Source organism: Kitasatospora sp. NPDC057518 (assembly GCF_042802075.1).
Taxonomy (GTDB): Bacteria; Actinomycetota; Actinomycetes; order Streptomycetales; family Streptomycetaceae; genus Kitasatospora.
Genome location: NZ_JBHVEU010000065.1, coordinates 13,031 through 27,224, shown reverse-complemented (window position 1 = coordinate 27,224; position 14,194 = coordinate 13,031). Strand labels below are relative to the sequence as shown.

At 75.4% G+C, this 14,194-nt stretch carries 12 protein-coding genes; 6 read left to right on the top strand and 6 right to left on the bottom strand.

The window, feature by feature from the left end; genetic code table 11:
• Positions 1-103: 103 nt before the first annotated feature.
• The 3 genes from ACFU7Z_RS09665 (at position 104) to ACFU7Z_RS09655 (ending at position 4,039) form a co-directional block, all read left to right on the top strand.
• Positions 104-2,095, top strand: a complete 1,992-nt coding sequence (locus ACFU7Z_RS09665; protein WP_380777150.1) for a hypothetical protein — start codon at positions 104-106, stop codon at positions 2,093-2,095.
• A 161-nt stretch (positions 2,096-2,256) separates the two neighbouring features.
• Positions 2,257-3,297 (top strand): glycosyltransferase family 2 protein, encoded by a 1,041-nt coding sequence (locus ACFU7Z_RS09660; RefSeq protein WP_049659498.1) that lies wholly within the window; start codon positions 2,257-2,259, stop codon positions 3,295-3,297.
• 127 nt (positions 3,298-3,424) lie between these two features.
• Positions 3,425-4,039: an acyltransferase gene (locus ACFU7Z_RS09655; protein ID WP_380777149.1), complete on the top strand. Its 615-nt coding sequence runs from the start codon at positions 3,425-3,427 to the stop codon at positions 4,037-4,039.
• Here the strand turns inward: ACFU7Z_RS09655 and ACFU7Z_RS09650 are convergent, their stop codons facing one another.
• The 3 genes from ACFU7Z_RS09650 to ACFU7Z_RS09640 form a co-directional block, all read right to left on the bottom strand.
• Positions 4,040-5,683: an LCP family protein gene (locus ACFU7Z_RS09650; RefSeq protein WP_380777148.1), complete on the bottom strand. Its 1,644-nt coding sequence runs from the start codon at positions 5,681-5,683 to the stop codon at positions 4,040-4,042. It lies immediately after the preceding gene.
• A gap of 214 nt (positions 5,684-5,897) precedes the next feature.
• Positions 5,898-7,196: an LCP family protein gene (locus ACFU7Z_RS09645; protein ID WP_380777147.1), complete on the bottom strand. Its 1,299-nt coding sequence runs from the start codon at positions 7,194-7,196 to the stop codon at positions 5,898-5,900.
• A 36-nt stretch (positions 7,197-7,232) separates the two neighbouring features.
• The gene (locus tag ACFU7Z_RS09640; RefSeq protein WP_049660500.1) at positions 7,233-8,024 is read right to left on the bottom strand and encodes a TIGR03089 family protein; all 792 of its coding nucleotides are present in this window, start codon (positions 8,022-8,024) and stop codon (positions 7,233-7,235) included.
• 104 nt (positions 8,025-8,128) lie between these two features.
• Here ACFU7Z_RS09640 and ACFU7Z_RS09635 point away from each other — a divergent pair, with 104 nt between their 5' ends.
• Both ACFU7Z_RS09635 and ACFU7Z_RS09630 read left to right on the top strand, forming a co-directional pair.
• Positions 8,129-9,256, top strand: a complete 1,128-nt coding sequence (locus tag ACFU7Z_RS09635) for a peptidoglycan recognition protein (protein ID WP_074003866.1) — start codon at positions 8,129-8,131, stop codon at positions 9,254-9,256.
• A gap of 85 nt (positions 9,257-9,341) precedes the next feature.
• Complete coding sequence (locus ACFU7Z_RS09630) at positions 9,342-10,253, top strand: DNA-3-methyladenine glycosylase family protein (protein ID WP_375877533.1); 912 nt, start codon at positions 9,342-9,344, stop codon at positions 10,251-10,253.
• Positions 10,254-10,268: 15 nt separating this feature from the next.
• On the opposite strand, the gene ACFU7Z_RS09625 is transcribed toward ACFU7Z_RS09630, so the two are convergent.
• The 3 genes from ACFU7Z_RS09625 to ACFU7Z_RS09615 are packed head-to-tail and all read right to left on the bottom strand — an operon-like array spanning position 10,269 to position 13,239.
• Entirely contained in the window at positions 10,269-11,561 is a 1,293-nt protein-coding gene (locus ACFU7Z_RS09625) for a coenzyme F420-0:L-glutamate ligase (protein ID WP_380777146.1), read from the bottom strand.
• On the bottom strand, positions 11,558-12,517 hold the full coding sequence (cofD, locus tag ACFU7Z_RS09620; RefSeq protein ID WP_049657261.1) for a 2-phospho-L-lactate transferase: 960 nt from the start codon (positions 12,515-12,517) through the stop codon (positions 11,558-11,560). The genes ACFU7Z_RS09625 and cofD overlap by 4 nt, the downstream gene beginning before the upstream one ends.
• 41 nt (positions 12,518-12,558) lie before the next feature.
• Positions 12,559-13,239 (bottom strand): cysteine dioxygenase, encoded by a 681-nt coding sequence (locus tag ACFU7Z_RS09615; protein WP_380777145.1) that lies wholly within the window; start codon positions 13,237-13,239, stop codon positions 12,559-12,561.
• Positions 13,240-13,862: 623 nt separating this feature from the next.
• Between ACFU7Z_RS09615 and ACFU7Z_RS09610 the strand changes: the two genes are divergently transcribed.
• Positions 13,863-14,135: a WhiB family transcriptional regulator gene (locus tag ACFU7Z_RS09610; protein ID WP_030062195.1), complete on the top strand. Its 273-nt coding sequence runs from the start codon at positions 13,863-13,865 to the stop codon at positions 14,133-14,135.
• The last annotated feature ends 59 nt before the right edge of the window (positions 14,136-14,194 follow it).

The following is a 14,194-nucleotide window of genomic DNA, read 5'->3' as shown; positions in this document are numbered from 1 at the left end:
GGTGCGCACAGCACCCGGCCCCTGCGCCGTGCCCCGCCCCCGCAGGTCCGGGCCGGTCCGGCGGGCGTACCGTCCGTTTCCCGGGTGCTGGGATGATCGTCCGATGCTCCCCTCGGACGCCCCGCCCCTGCCCAGCGCAGCGCCCCTCACCAGCGCGGCCGCCGCCCGCTGGCGCGCCGCCCGGACCGCCTGGCGACTGGACGGCCGCTGGCTCGCGCTGGTGCCGCTCGCGTTCGTGGTCCTGGCCGGCGCGGTGGAGCCGGACGTCGGCCGGTGCAACGTCCAGAACGTCTGCCGGGACACCTGGGGCTCGGGGCTGGCCGGCTGGTCGGTGCTGGCCGAGATCGTCCTGCTGGCCACCAGGGCCCGGGTCCGGGTGCTCGTCCCGCCGGTCGTCCTGGCGCTGCTCTGGTACCTCCCGGAGGGCCTGGTCACCCCGGTCGCCCGCTGGTCGGCGGTGCTGCTGCACGTGCTGCTCACCGCCGTCCTGCTCGGCGCCGAGTCCGGCCGCCGCCGCGCCCGCCAGCAACTGGACGAGCTGATGGCCCCGCCCGTCCCCTATCCCTGGAGCGCCGCGGGCGGGCCCTCGCCCGTCCACCGGGACGGCCCGCCCGTGCTGCGCCGCGCCCTCGGCGTCCTGCTGCTGGTGGTCGCCGCGGCCTTCCCGGTGTACGGCCTCTGGGCGCAGGCCCGGGCGGACGGCGCCGCCGAGCGGGCCACCCGGGTGACCGGCACCGCGGACGGGAGCGACCGGGACGGCGCGCTGACCGTCCGCTTCCAGCCGCCCGGCGGCGGCCCCGAGCGCACCGCCGCCCTGGACGTCTGGTGGCAGCGCCGGCCCCAGCCCGGCGAGCCCGTCCCGCTGCTGGTGGACGGCGACTCGGTGCGCGCCCTGGGCGACGACTACGACGTCTCCGGCCAGCTGGCCGCCGGCGGCCTGATCGCCCTGCCCGGCCTGGTGCTGCTCGGCTCGGCCGCCGTCGCGAGCGCCCGCCGGGGCAGGCCCGCCTTCGCCGGCGCCGGCCCCGCGCTCGCCGTCCGGGTGCGCGCCGACGCCCGCGGCGACCTGCTGGTGCTGCCGCTGGACGGCCCGCCGGACGGCCCCGGGCTCTGGCGGCTGGTCGAGCGCGACCGCTACCGCTGGGCCCGGAACGCCGCCCCGGACGGCGCGGCCCCGGCCTGGGTGCCCGAACACCTGGAGACCGAGGACGAGGACGCCGACTACCCCGACCCGGTGCTCGACCACGACGAGGACGAGGAGGAGCACTGGGAGCTGTTCGACCGGGCGACCCCGGCCGAGGCCGCCGAGTGGCTGGCCCGGGCCGGCCGCAGCGTGCCCGCCGTGCTGTACGGCGGCCCGGACGGGCCCGACCACCAGCTCCTGGTCCGCCCCGGCCTGCTGGACGGCGACCCGCACTGGGTGGCGGCCGTGGTCGCCCCCGCCGCCCGGCCCCCGCGCGTCGGCCGGCGCTCCGGGCGCTACCGCGAGCGCGACCTGGCCGTCGCCGCGCTGACCGCCGAGACCGTCGCCGCCGCCCCGGCGGCCGGTCCGGACGCCGAGCCGCTGGCCGCCCGCCGCTGGGAGATGCCGCTGCCGCTGCGCGCGGCCGCCGGACCGGTGGCGGCCCTGGTGGTCGCCGCCGCCGTGGTGCTGCTCGACGACGACGGCTGGTGGGAGGGGCTGCTGCGCCCGCTGTGGATCGGCTCGCTGGCGATCCTGGCCTGCGCCCAGACGCTGTCCTGGCAGCTGGTCGCCGACCGCAACGGCCTGCGGGTGGCCACCGCGCTGCGCACCCGTTGCTACCGGTGGGCGGAGATCTCGGCGGCGGCGGCGCACCGGAACCTGCTCACCATCCGGCTGCACGGCGGGCGGGAGTTCTCCTTCTTCAGCCGCCCGGCGGTCTGGCTGGCCGCCCTCTTCGGCGGCCGGTACGACCCGGGCGCGGTGGCCCGGACCGTCGCCACCGCCGCCCACCGCCCCGACCTGCGCCCGGCACAGGCCCTGCCGGACCGGCTGGGCGGCCCCCAGCACCTGGTGAACCGGCTCGCGCTGACCGGCTACGCGGTGTTCACCGTCGCCCACTACGCACTCTGAACCCACCCCGGACCGCCACCGGATCCACACCGCTTCCGGCCTGCGCGTAAGGGGGAGTACGGTGTTCTTGATCACAGCACCGGCGCGGCACCGCGAGGCGTCCCCGGCAGCCCGGACCGGGACAAGACGAGGACACGTCCGCACCGGTACGGTTGGCCCCGATGAACACCAAGGCTGCTGAGGAGCTGCCGGCTGTTTCCGTGATCATGCCGGTGCTCAACGAGGAACGTCACCTGCGCACGGCGGTCCGGCGCATCCTGGACCAGGAGTACCCCGGGCCGATGGAGGTGGTGATCGCCCTCGGCCCCTCCACCGACCGCACCGCGGAGATCGCGGCCGAGCTGGTGGCCGAGGACCCGCGGGTGCGGACGGTGGCGAACCCCACCGGCCGGACGCCGGCCGGGCTGAACGCCGCGATCCGGGGCTCCCGGCATCCGATAGTCGTGCGCGTGGACGGCCACGGCCTGCTCACCCCCGGCTACATCACCACGGCGGTCCGGCTGCTCGGCGAGATGGACGCGGCCAACGTCGGCGGCATCATGCACGCCGAGGGCGAGACCGAGTGGGAGAACGCGGTCGCCGCCGCGATGACCTCCAAGATCGGCGTCGGGAACGCGGCCTTCCACACCGGCGGCCTGGCCGGCCCGGCGGACACCGTCTACCTCGGGGTGTTCCGGCGCGAGGTGCTGGAGAAGCTCGGCGGCTACAACGAGGAGTTCATCCGCGCCCAGGACTGGGAGCTGAACTACCGGATCCGCCAGGACGGCGGCCTGGTCTGGTTCACCCCGCAGCTCAAGGTGACGTACCGGCCCCGCCCCTCGGTGCGGGCGCTGGCCAAGCAGTACAAGGACTACGGCCGCTGGCGCCGGGTGGTCACCCGCTACCACCGGGGCTCGGTCAACCTGCGCTACCTCGCCCCGCCGGCCGCGCTGGCGGCGGTCCTGCTCGGGCTGGGGCTCGGCGCCGCCGTCCACCCGGCCTTCCTCGCGGTGCCCGGCGCGTACCTGCTGGGCATCCTGGGCGGTGCGGCGGTCGAGGGGCGCGGCCTGTCGTTCAAGGCCAAGGCGCTGCTGCCGGTGGCCTTCGCGACCATGCACCTCAGCTGGGGCTTCGGCTTCCTGACCTCACCGCGCTCGCTGGCCCGGAGAGTGATCGCCAGCGTCGGCCCGGCCGCCAAGGACGTGCTCTCGAAGACCGGCTGATCCGCGGATCCGCCGATTCGTTTCGGCAGCCGCCCCGGCGCCTTCTCGACGCCTCCTCGGCGGCACCGCCCGGAACCCGTTCGGAACCCGTCCGGCACCCTTCCCGGCACCGCTATCGTCGGTGCGCATGGCGACAGTTGAGGGCGGGTCGGGCGCGGCCCGGATCGAGCCGAGCGCGGACGTCGACGGACGGGCCGCGATCGGCGCCGGGACGACGGTCTGGCACCTCGCCCAGGTCCGCGAGGACGCGGTGGTCGGCGCGGACTGCGTGATCGGCCGCGGCGCGTACGTCGGCCCCGGCGTCCGGATCGGGGACCGGGTCAAGGTGCAGAACCACGCGCTGGTGTACGAGCCGGCGGTGGTCGAGGACGGGGTGTTCATCGGCCCGGCCGCCGTCCTCACCAACGACCGGTACCCGCGCGCGGTCACCCCCGACGGCCGCCCCAAGGGCCAACTCGACTGGTGTGCCGAAGGGGTGACGCTCCGTCACGGCTGCTCGATCGGCGGCCGGGCGGTGCTGGTCGCCGGGGTGACGGTCGGCCGCTGGGCCCTGGTCGCGGCCGGCGCCGTGGTGCACCGGGACGTCCCGGACTTCGCCCTGGTCGCCGGTGTCCCGGCCCGCCGGATCGGCTGGGTGGGCCGGGCCGGCGAGCCGCTGCGGCCCGCCGGGGACGGCGGCTGGCAGTGCCCCCGGACCGCCGAGCGCTACCGCGAGCAGGGCGGAACCCTCGTACCGCTGTAGCTACTTGGCGCAGACGTCGGTGTCGTCCGCCTGCACCCGCTGGAGGTCCTCGGGCGCCTCGGTGGGCACCGCCGGGGTGGCGGGGGCGGTCAGCACGTCCTTGCCGAGCACCAGCAGCAGCCCGTTCTTCGGGTCGGACTTCTCGGCCGGCCGGACGGCGTCGCCGGGCAGGCCGAGGGCGGCGGCCAGGGCGCCGGCCTCGGCCTCCATGCCGCTCGGGTAGGACACCGTGGTGGTGTCGGCGGGCGGTGCGTCGCTGCCCACCGCGGCCCGGTCGAAGCCCTTCGCCCGGAGCTTCTCCACGGTCGGCCCGGACTGTCCGCGCTTGCCGCTGCCGTTGCGGACCGTCAGCTGGGCGGTCTTGAGGTGGATCGCCGGGAGGGTGGCGGCCGGCGTGGCGGGGGCCGGGGCCGCCGGGGCCGCCGGGGCCGCCGGGGCCGCCGGGGCCGCCGAGGCGTCGGCGGCCGGTGCCTCGGGGGCGGGCGGGGCGGCGGTCTCGGTCAGCGAGCGGTCGGCCGCGACCATCGCGAACAGCTGCCCGGCGTCCGGCTGCTTGAGGATCACCCGGTTCTCGTCCTTGGGGTCGTCCAGGACGGGCGCGGTGGTGAAGGTGATGTTCTTGGTGTCGACCCTGCTGATGTCCAGCGCGAGGTCCTTGAGCTTGTCCACGCTGCCGATGCCGGAGTCCACGGTGAGCGCCTTGGTGGCGGCGTCCGCGAGCTTGTAGAGCTTGGTCGGGCTGGTCAGGGTGTCGTCGCTCTTGATCTTGCGGATCATCGAGCTGATGAACTGCTGCTGGAGCGGGATCCGGGTGAGGTCGCCGCCCTGGCCGACCGCGTGCCGGGTGCGGACGAAGGCCAGCGCCTCCTCGCCCTGGACCACGTGCCGGCCCTTGGTCATCTTGAGGTGGGAGCCGGAGTCGTTGATGTCCTTGGCCGCGCAGACCTCGACCCCGCCGACGGCGGTGGACAGGCTCTTCACCGCCTCGAAGTTGACCTGCACGAAGTGGTCGACCCGGATCCCGGTGTTCTTCTCGACGGTCTTCCAGGTGCAGCCCGCGTCGCGCCCGGCCTGGCCGAGGCTGTTGTTGAACTCCTCCCGCGCCGAGCCGGGGATCTTCTTGCCCTGGGTGCTCTGGCACTCCGGGATCGGCAGCATCAGGTCGCGCGGGAGGCTGATCACCGTCGCGTTGGTGCGGTCCTTGGCGATGTGGAACAGCAGGGTGGTGTCGGCGTGCCCGGTGCTGCCCTCGTCGCCGTACTCCCGGCCGAGGCCCTCTCGGCTGTCCGTGCCGATCACCAGGACGTTCAGCGCGTCCCCGGCGGCCGGCGGGCGCTCGGACTCGTCGCCCAGCTGGACCTTGACCGAGGTCAGGTTGTCGTTGAAGTGCCGGTACAGGTAGTACGCCCCGCCGCAGCCCGCGACCATCACCAGGGCGCCCGCTCCGGCCGTCCACTTGAGGGCCCGTCGGCGCCGGCTGCGCCTGGCGAGCGCGGCGGCCCGCCGACGGGTGTCCCGGCGGCCCTCCGGGGCCGGTGCGGCGGGCTCCTCGGCGGTCGGTGCGGCGGCCCCGCGGCGCTGCCGGGGGACGCCGGGGGCCGGGTCCACCCGGTACCGTCCGGCTTCCGGTTGCTCCTCGTGCACGGGGGTTCCCTACCTTCGACCGGTCACGGCTGTGGACCGCCCGTACGGACGGGCCGATCCGGACACAGTAGACGAGCCGAACGCGGGAGTCGTTCCCGGTGTGATCTCCGCCATGTTCCGGCAATGCGGAGGTAAATACCGTACGTGGCCGACCAATTGCGGAAGCGTCCGGATCGGTCGGTGCGGCCGGCCCGGGGCGGCCGGGGCGTCCGGCTCAGTGCTGGGCGCAGGCGTCCACGTCGGCGGTGCGTCCCTCGAAGGTGGGCGCGGCGCCCGCCGAGGGTGACGCGTTCGCCAGCGCCGCCACCTCGGCCGTCGGCTGGCTCCCGGCGCCCGCCCCCGGCCCCGCCGCCGGCGAGCGGCCCGCCCCCGGGACCGGCCCCGGGGACGGCGCGGACCCGGGCGCCCGGACGGCGACCGGCCGGTCGTCCCGCAGCGCCGCGAACAGCTGGCCGGTCTGCGGCTGCACGAACTCGTCCCGGTCCGAGTCGTAGCGGTACGGGCGGCGCGGCGCGGTCAGGAAGACCACGTCCGCCGAGGGGATGCCGCGCAGGTCCTGGGTGAGGTCGTACAGCGCGCCGAGCGAGGACAGCGCGCCGTCCGCCCGGACCGAGGAGGTCGCGGCGTCCAGCACCGGCCACAGCTTCGCCGGGTTCAGCAGCACGCCCTGCGACTGCACCTTGCGGATCAGCGCGGCCAGGAACTGCTGCTGACGGCCCATGCGCTGGGTGTCGCTGCCGTCGCCCAGGCTCTCCCGGGCCCGGACGTAGCCGAGGGCCTGCTCGCCGTGCAGGGTCCGCCGGCCGGCGGCCAGGTCGAGCTTGGCGTCCTTGTCGTGGATCGGCTGCGGCACGCACACCTCGACCCCGCCGATCGCGTCCACCATCGTCTTGAAGCCGCTGAAGTCGAGGATCACGTAGTGGTCGATCCGGATGCCGCTCAACTGCTCGACGGCCCGGATCGAGCAGGCCGGACCGCCCGTCTCGAAGGCCCAGTTGAACTGCATCAGCGCGGGCCTGCTGCGGGTGCCGTCCGGCTTCTCGCAGGCGGGGACGGTGACCATGACGTCCCGCGGCACGGAGACCGCCGTCGCGTGCCTGCGGTCGGCGGCCAGGTGCAGCAGGATCGTGGTGTCCGAGCGCTGGCTGCCCGGCTCGCCGCCGTACGAGCCGTTCGCGCCGGAGCGGTCGTCACTGCCGATCAGCAGGAGGTTCTCGGCGCCCCGCGCCCCGGCGGTGCGGCTCGGCCGCTCGGCCTCCAGCCTGGCGAGCAGCCGGTCGGTGGCCGAGTCCGCGCGGATGTTGCCGTCCAGCGTGCGGTAGGCGATCCAGAGCAGCACCCCGGTGGCGACCAGCAGGAACGCGACGGCGCCGGCGGTGATCATCAGCCACCGCCGGCGCCTGCGCGGGCGTCCGCTCCCGCCCGGAGGGGTGTCCGTCGGCGGGCCGTCCTGGGCCGCGCCGTTCGTCGGGGGAGTGGCGGTCGGGGGGTGCTCGGTGTCGTCCTCGGCCATGGCAGCGATCCCTACCCGCCGGGCCCGGGCCGGGGGTTAGCCGAGGCGCAGTGTCACCCGTTCGGATTCGGTCCGCTTCTCCCACTGCCCGGCGTCCAGCGCCTGCGAGTTGCGGCAGAGCACCACCGAGGCGCCGGCCGCCAGCGGCGCCAGCAGACCGGCCTCCAGACCGGTCCAGTCGTCGTACGAGAGGGTGGACAGCACGCGGTCGCCGGGCTTCAGGCCGAGCCGTGCCGCCCCCTCCCGGGCCAGCGCCACGGTCTGCTCGCCCGTCAGCTTCAGCGGCAGCCCGTCCACCGCGGTCTCCAGCGCCGGCCCCTCCGGGGCGACGGGGGAGTACGGGGCGAAGCGGTCGCCCTGGCCGGGCACCTCGGCGGCGTAGTCGAGGAAGCCGTCCGGGCGCTGCGGGAAGCGGCCGCCGAGCGGACGCAGGGCGAGCGCGACCCGCTCGCCCTCGCAGGCCTGGGCGGCCTCCAGCCCGTCCGGGCCGCTGACCACCAGGTCGGCGGCGGCCGGGTCGCCGCCCGGCACCGCCGTCACCCCGACCGACCAGCAGGCCAGCAGCCAGACGGCGCTCTGCCAGTGGGCGGGCAGCAGCAGCGCCGCCCGGTCGCCGGGGCCGGCGTTCAGCTCGTCCTGGAGGAGGTTGGCCGTCTTGGCCACCCAGTTGTCGAAGGTCCGGGCGGACAGCTCCACCCGTTCGCCGGTGGCGTCGTCGTAGAAGGTGACCAGAGGGGCCGCGGGATCGACCGAAGGCGTGCCGCCGCGCAGGAATGCGTGCAGCAGCTCGACGGGGGTGCGGGCGTCGGCAGCGAAGGGCGCAGTCATGGTGCGCCCCAGCCTACGGCCTTCGGGTGGGAGGTCGGGAGGGGCGGCCGAACGGGCGCGGAGCGGCGTGGCGGGCGGTCCGGTTTGCGGCGACGATCCGGTTTATGCGCCTCTCACTTCCGGCCGCCCTGCTCGCCGGCTGCACCGCCGCCCTCCTGCTCCAGCCCGCCGCCGGTGCGACCCCCTCGTCCGCCCCGCGCCGCCACGACTTCGCCGGCGGCGGCTCCACCACCACGCTCCCGCTGCCCGCCGGGACCGGCCTCGCCCCGCGCGGCACCGCACCGTTCGAACTCCTCGGCCTCGGCTGGGACGGCCCGGCGGACGCCCTCGCCGGCGCGGTGCTCCGGGTCCGCACCCGGGACGCGGCCACCGGCCGCTGGAGCGGCTGGCACCGGCTGGAGGCCGACGCCGAGGACGGCCCCGACCACACGGCGCACGGCGCCACCGCCCCGCTCTGGACCGGCCGCAGCGACGGCGTCGCCGTCGAGTTCCGGCCCGGGCCCGCCGGAGCGCCGCCCGGACTGCGGCTCGACCTGGTCGACCCGGGACACGGCGCCGCCCCGGCCGCCGTACGGACCCTGCCCGCGGAACCGCCGACCGCGCCGCCCGCCGGGCCGGCCAAGGGGCAGGCCCCGCGCCCGAGGATCGTCACCCGGGCCGGCTGGGGCGCCGACGAGTCGCTGCGCGACCCGGAATTCGAGTACACCGGCCCGGTCCGCGAGGTCTTCGTCCACCACACCGCCACCACCACCGACTACGCCTGCGCCGACGCGCCCCGGGTGGTCCGGGCGATCTACCAGTACCACGTGAAGACCAACGGCTGGCGGGACATCGGCTACAACTTCCTGGTCGACCGCTGCGGCACCGTCTACGAGGGCCGGGCCGGCGGCGTCGACCAGCCCGTCCACGGCGCCCACACCCTCGGCTTCAACACCGACTCCGCCGGCGTCGCCGCCCTCGGCACCTACACCGGCGACCAGCCGTCCCGCCCCCTCCTCGACGGCCTCGCCGCCCTCGCCGCCTGGAAGCTCGGCCTCGCCGCCCGCCCCGCCGACGGCCGCGCCCGCCTCACCTCCTCCTCGGACGCCAGCCGCTACCCCAAGGGCAGCACCGTCGACTTCGACGCCGTCTCCGGCCACCGCGACGCCTTCGACACCGAGTGCCCCGGCAACGCCCTCTACGCCCGCCTCCCCGCCCTGCGCGCCGCGGCGGCCCGCCTGCAGACCCGCTGACCCCGGGGCCCTCCGCCGTCCCGCCGGCGCTGTCCGACCCCCCGCGTATCGTTCATGTCCGGAGGCGACCCGGGAGGCGACGGCGGTGGAAGCGGTACGGCGCTGGCGCCCGGGCTTCCCGCTGGACGTCGCCCGCACCCTGCTCCCGCTGCGCCGCGGCCCCGCCGACCCGGCGTACCGCAGCACCGGCGACGGCGCCGTCTGGCGCGCCTCCCGCACCCCGGGCGGCATCGGCACCCTGCGGGTGCTGCCGCGTCCGGCCGCCGGCGAGGTCGAGGCGAGCGCCTGGGGCCCCGGCGCGGACTGGCTCCTCGACCGCCTCCCCGCCCTGCTCGGCGCCGAGGACGCCCCGGAGGCGCTGGTCCTGCCGCCCGGCCCGCTGCGGGACGCCCAGCGCCGTACCGCCGGGGTCCGGCTGACCAGGACGGGCCTGGTGCTGGAGTCGCTGGTCCCGGCGATCCTGGAGCAGAAGGTCACCACCGACGAGGCCTACCGCGCCTGGCGCCTCCTGCTGCGGGACTTCGGCACCCCGGCGCCGGGCCCGGCCGAGGGCATGCGGGTGGCGCCGTCGGCCCGCGAGTGGGCACTGGTGCCGAGCTGGGAGTGGCACCGGGCGGGCGTGGACCCGAAGCGCTCGGGCACGGTCGTGCGCGCCGTCCGCCTGGCGCCGCGGCTGGAGGAGGCCTCGGCGATGGGCCACGAGGAGGCCTTCGCCCGCCTCACCGCCGTCCCCGGCATCGGGCCCTGGACGGCCGCCGAGACGCTGCAGCGCAGCAACGGCGACCCGGACGCGGTCTCGGTCGGGGACTTCCACCTGCCCAACCTGGTCGGCTGGGCGCTGGCCGGCCGCCCCCGCAGCGACGACGCCCAGATGCTCGCGCTCCTGGAGCCCTACCGCCCCCAGCGCCACCGGGTCTGCCGCCTCCTGCTGGCCACGGCCGCCCACGCCCCCCGCTACGGCCCCCGGCTGACCCCCAACGACCACCGCCACCGCTGACCCCGGCGGCTGCCGCTACCGGACGGTGATGAAGGCCCCCGCGTCGCGTTCCGGACGGACCTTCGGCGCCTCCGCGGGCCGGCCGACGGCGACGGCGCCCATCGGGTCCCACCCTTGGGGGAGGTCCAGCGCCTCCCGCACGGTGTCGCGGCAGAACATGGTGGACGAGACCCAGGCGGAGCCGTACCCCTCGCCGGTGAGCGCGACCAGCAGGTTCTGCACGGCGGCGCCGGCGGCGACGGTGAACATCTCCCGTTCGGCGGCGGCCCGGCGCGGGTCCGGGTAGTCGTGCGAGCCGTCCGTCACCAGGCAGGGCACCACCAGGTACGGGGCGTCGCGCAGGACGTCGCCGCGGGCGGTGCGCCGGGCGATCTTCGCCTCGTCCCAGCCGTCGAGTTCGCGCAGGTCGCGCTGCCAGGCGGCGAGCATCGCGTCGAGCAGCCGGACCCGGGTGTCCGCCGACTCCAGCAGCACGAACCGCCAGGGCGTGGTGTGGTGCGGGGCGGGCGCGGTGACGGCGGCGGCGACGGCGCGGCGGACGGCGGCCGGGTCGACCGGCTCGGTGGTGAAGGAGCGGACGGTGCGCCGCAGGGTGACGGCCTGCCGCAGCGCCTCGGAGGTGCCGAGCCGGAACATGTCGTCGACGGCGGGCCGGACCAGCGGCCGGGCGCCGTCGCCGTCCTCGGCGGTGACGAGGTGTCCGAGTCCGCGCACGACGGCGACCGGGACGCCACTGGCCTTGCCCTTCACCAGGTCGGCGGCGGCGGCGAGTTCGTCGGCCGTCGCGGTGACGGTCATCTCCAGCCGGTTGCCGTGGCTGTCGGTGCGGCCGCGGTGGTCCTCCAGGACGGAGAGGCCCGCGGCGCCGATCGCCACGTCGGTCAGCCCGTTGCGCCAGGGCCGACCGAAGGTGTCGGTGACGACGACGGCGAGCCGGCGGCCGGTCAGCCGCTGGAGCCGGGCCCGCAGCGCGCGGGCGGAGGCGTCCGGGTCCTCGGGCAGCAGCAGCACGGTGCCGGGGGCGGTGTTGGAGGCGTCGACCCCGGCGGCGGCCATGACGAGGCCGTTGCGGTTCTCCACGATCCGGACCGGCCCGCGCCGGGCGACCACCCGGACGGTCTCGGCGTCGATCGCGGCCTCGCGGTCGGCGGCGTGCAGCAGCCTGCCCTCGGCCTTGCTGACGATCTTCGAGGTGACCAGCAGGATGTCGCCGTCCTGGTACGTCCCCGCCTTGGCGATGAGCTCGCCGAGGTCCGCCCCGGCCGCGACCTCGGGCAGCCCCTCGACGCCGAGGACCTCCAGCGTCACTTGCGCACCTGCTCGGCCAGCGCGAGCGCCGCCCGCGCCATCTCGGCGGTGGCCTCGACGTCGGTCATCAGCAGCGGGACGGCCCGGCAGGCGATCCCGGCGGCCTCGACGGCGGCCACCGAGGCCTCGTCCACGGTGTCCACCAGCCACCCGTCGACGAGTGCCGCGCCGTAGTCGAGCGCGACCGCCTCCGCCGTGGCCTCGACGCCGACGGCGGCGAGCACCTTGTCGGCCATGCCGCGCACCGGCGCCCCGCCGATGATCGGGGAGAGCCCGACCACCGGCGCGGGCGCGGCGGCGACCGCCTCCCGGATGCCGGGGACGGCGAGGATGGTGCCGATCGAGACCACCGGGTTGGACGGCGGGAAGAGGATGACGTCCGCCTCGGCGATCGCCTCCAGCACGCCGGGCGCGGGCTTGGCGGTGTCCGCGCCGACCGGGACGATCGCCTCGGCGTCCACCTCGGCGTGCAGCCGGACCCAGTACTCCTGGAAGTGGACCGCCCGGGTGCCCTGCTCGTCGGTGATCCGCACGTGGGTCTCGACCCGGTCGTCGCTCATCGGCAGCAGCCGCACGCCCGGCTTCCAGCGCACGCACAGCGCCTCGGTGACCTGGCTGAGGCTGTACCCGGCGGTGAGCATCTGGCTGCGCACGAGGTGGGTGGCGAAGTCGCGGTCGCCGAGCCCGAACCACTCGGGGCCGACGCCGTACTCCTTCATCTCGGCCTTGATGGACCAGGTCTCGTCGGTCCGGCCCCAGCCCTGTTCCTCGTGGATGCCGCCGCCGAGGGTGTACATCACGGTGTCGAGGTCGGGGCAGACCTTGAGGCCGTAGAGGTGGATGTCGTCGCCGGTGTTGCCGATGACGGTGATCTCGTCCTGCGGTCCGACCGCCGCGAGGAGTCCGCGCAGGAAGCGCGCCCCGCCGATTCCGCCTGCCAGTGCCACGATGCGCATGGGGTTCATCCTGCCACGGTCCGACTTTCCGTCAGCCGTGATCAGTGCGACCCGGCCTGCGCCTGCCGCCCGCTGTGCTGCTCCTGGTGCTGCTCGGGGACGGCGGTGGCGCCGTACTGGTTCATCTCGGTCAGGCCGGGGGCGTAGAGGTGGATGGAGACGGCGGGTTCGAGCGCGCCGTTGACGACCTCGTGCAGGTAGCCGGAGGAGAACACCCGCTGCCCGCCGGGCCGCAGGGTGCGGGCGATCGCGCCGCTGGGGTCACCCCCGGCCGAGGGCTGGGGGAGGGTGAGGGAGCGCTCGATCAGCTCGCCCCGGACGACGCTCATCACGCCGGAGGACTCGCCGTGGTCGTGGAAGCCGCTGGACTGCCCGGGCAGCCAGCTGAGCAGCCAGACCTCGTAGCCGGGGCCGGTCTCCAGCCGGGCGTACCAGCGGGTCAGCGCGTCGTAGCGGACCAGCGGCTCCCAGCGGGAGCGGTCGGCGGCGATCTCGCGCACCAGCCGGGCGTACTCGGCGACGGTGGTGGGGTGGGCGGGCAGGTCGGTGCGCGCCAGGTGCGGGAAGGCGAGCGGGTCGCCGGCGATGGAGACGTCGCTGAGGCCGTCGGCCCACTGGCGGGTCCGGGCGTCGGCGGGGGTGCCGGTGCGGACGGTGGCGGGGCCACGGCGGGAGAGCTTGTTGCGGTCGCGGTTCCGCTTGCGGATGCGGATCATGCGCACGGGAGTCGTCCTCGGAAGGGTCGGCCGGTTCGTCGGGATCGGCCGGATCCGGGATGTCCTGGGACGGGAATCGCGGGCGGCCTCTGTGCTTCCTGTGGGCGGCGCGCGGTGGGACGCGGGCGCCTAGATACAGCAGGAACAGAGGCGACAACAAGAGTTCACGGCACGGCGGAGCGTGGAACCGCTCCGGGGGCTGGCGAACTCTGACATAGGAGCAAGGACACCGCATCCGCAGGGGCGGTGTCAAACCGAAGGATGCGGCATTCGAGTGGGTTAGGTCCGGATCTTTCCCTGATGGGGTGATTCATCACTCTCTATGTTTCGATGGGAAGATCGCCGGGAAGGCAGGCCGATGACCGGCCTGTGACGGTGACCGAGCGTCACCCGGTGAATGGTTGCGGATGGTTCGGCACCGTTCAGGACCTTGAGGTGGAAGGTCCGATGTGTCCGGATATGTACACTATTCGTAACGGCTTGGTGCCAGGGAGTGAATCCCAGCCCCAATACCAGAGCTCGGCTTGACTGGGCCAGAGTGACGCAACTGTAATTTCACTCGTGTCGTCAGCCGCACGAGGCAACGGCAACCACGGGGACGCCAAGTAGGGGCAGAGGAGGCGCGCCACATGAGCGAGCTCTTTGAGCTGTTGATCGGGGACGGCATCGCGGAGGACGAGGAGGAACTCGGCTGGCAGGAGCGCGCGTTGTGCGCCCAGACCGACCCCGAGTCCTTCTTCCCCGAGAAGGGCGGCTCGACCCGCGAGGCCAAGAAGGTCTGCCTCGCCTGCGAGGTCCGTTCCGAGTGCCTGGAGTACGCCCTCGCCAATGACGAGCGTTTCGGCATCTGGGGCGGCCTCTCCGAGCGCGAGCGCCGTCGGCTCAAGAAGAGCGCGGTCTGACCGGGCGGCCCCCGCCCCCCGCTGACCCTTCGACAGCGACGGACAACCGCACAGCTGTA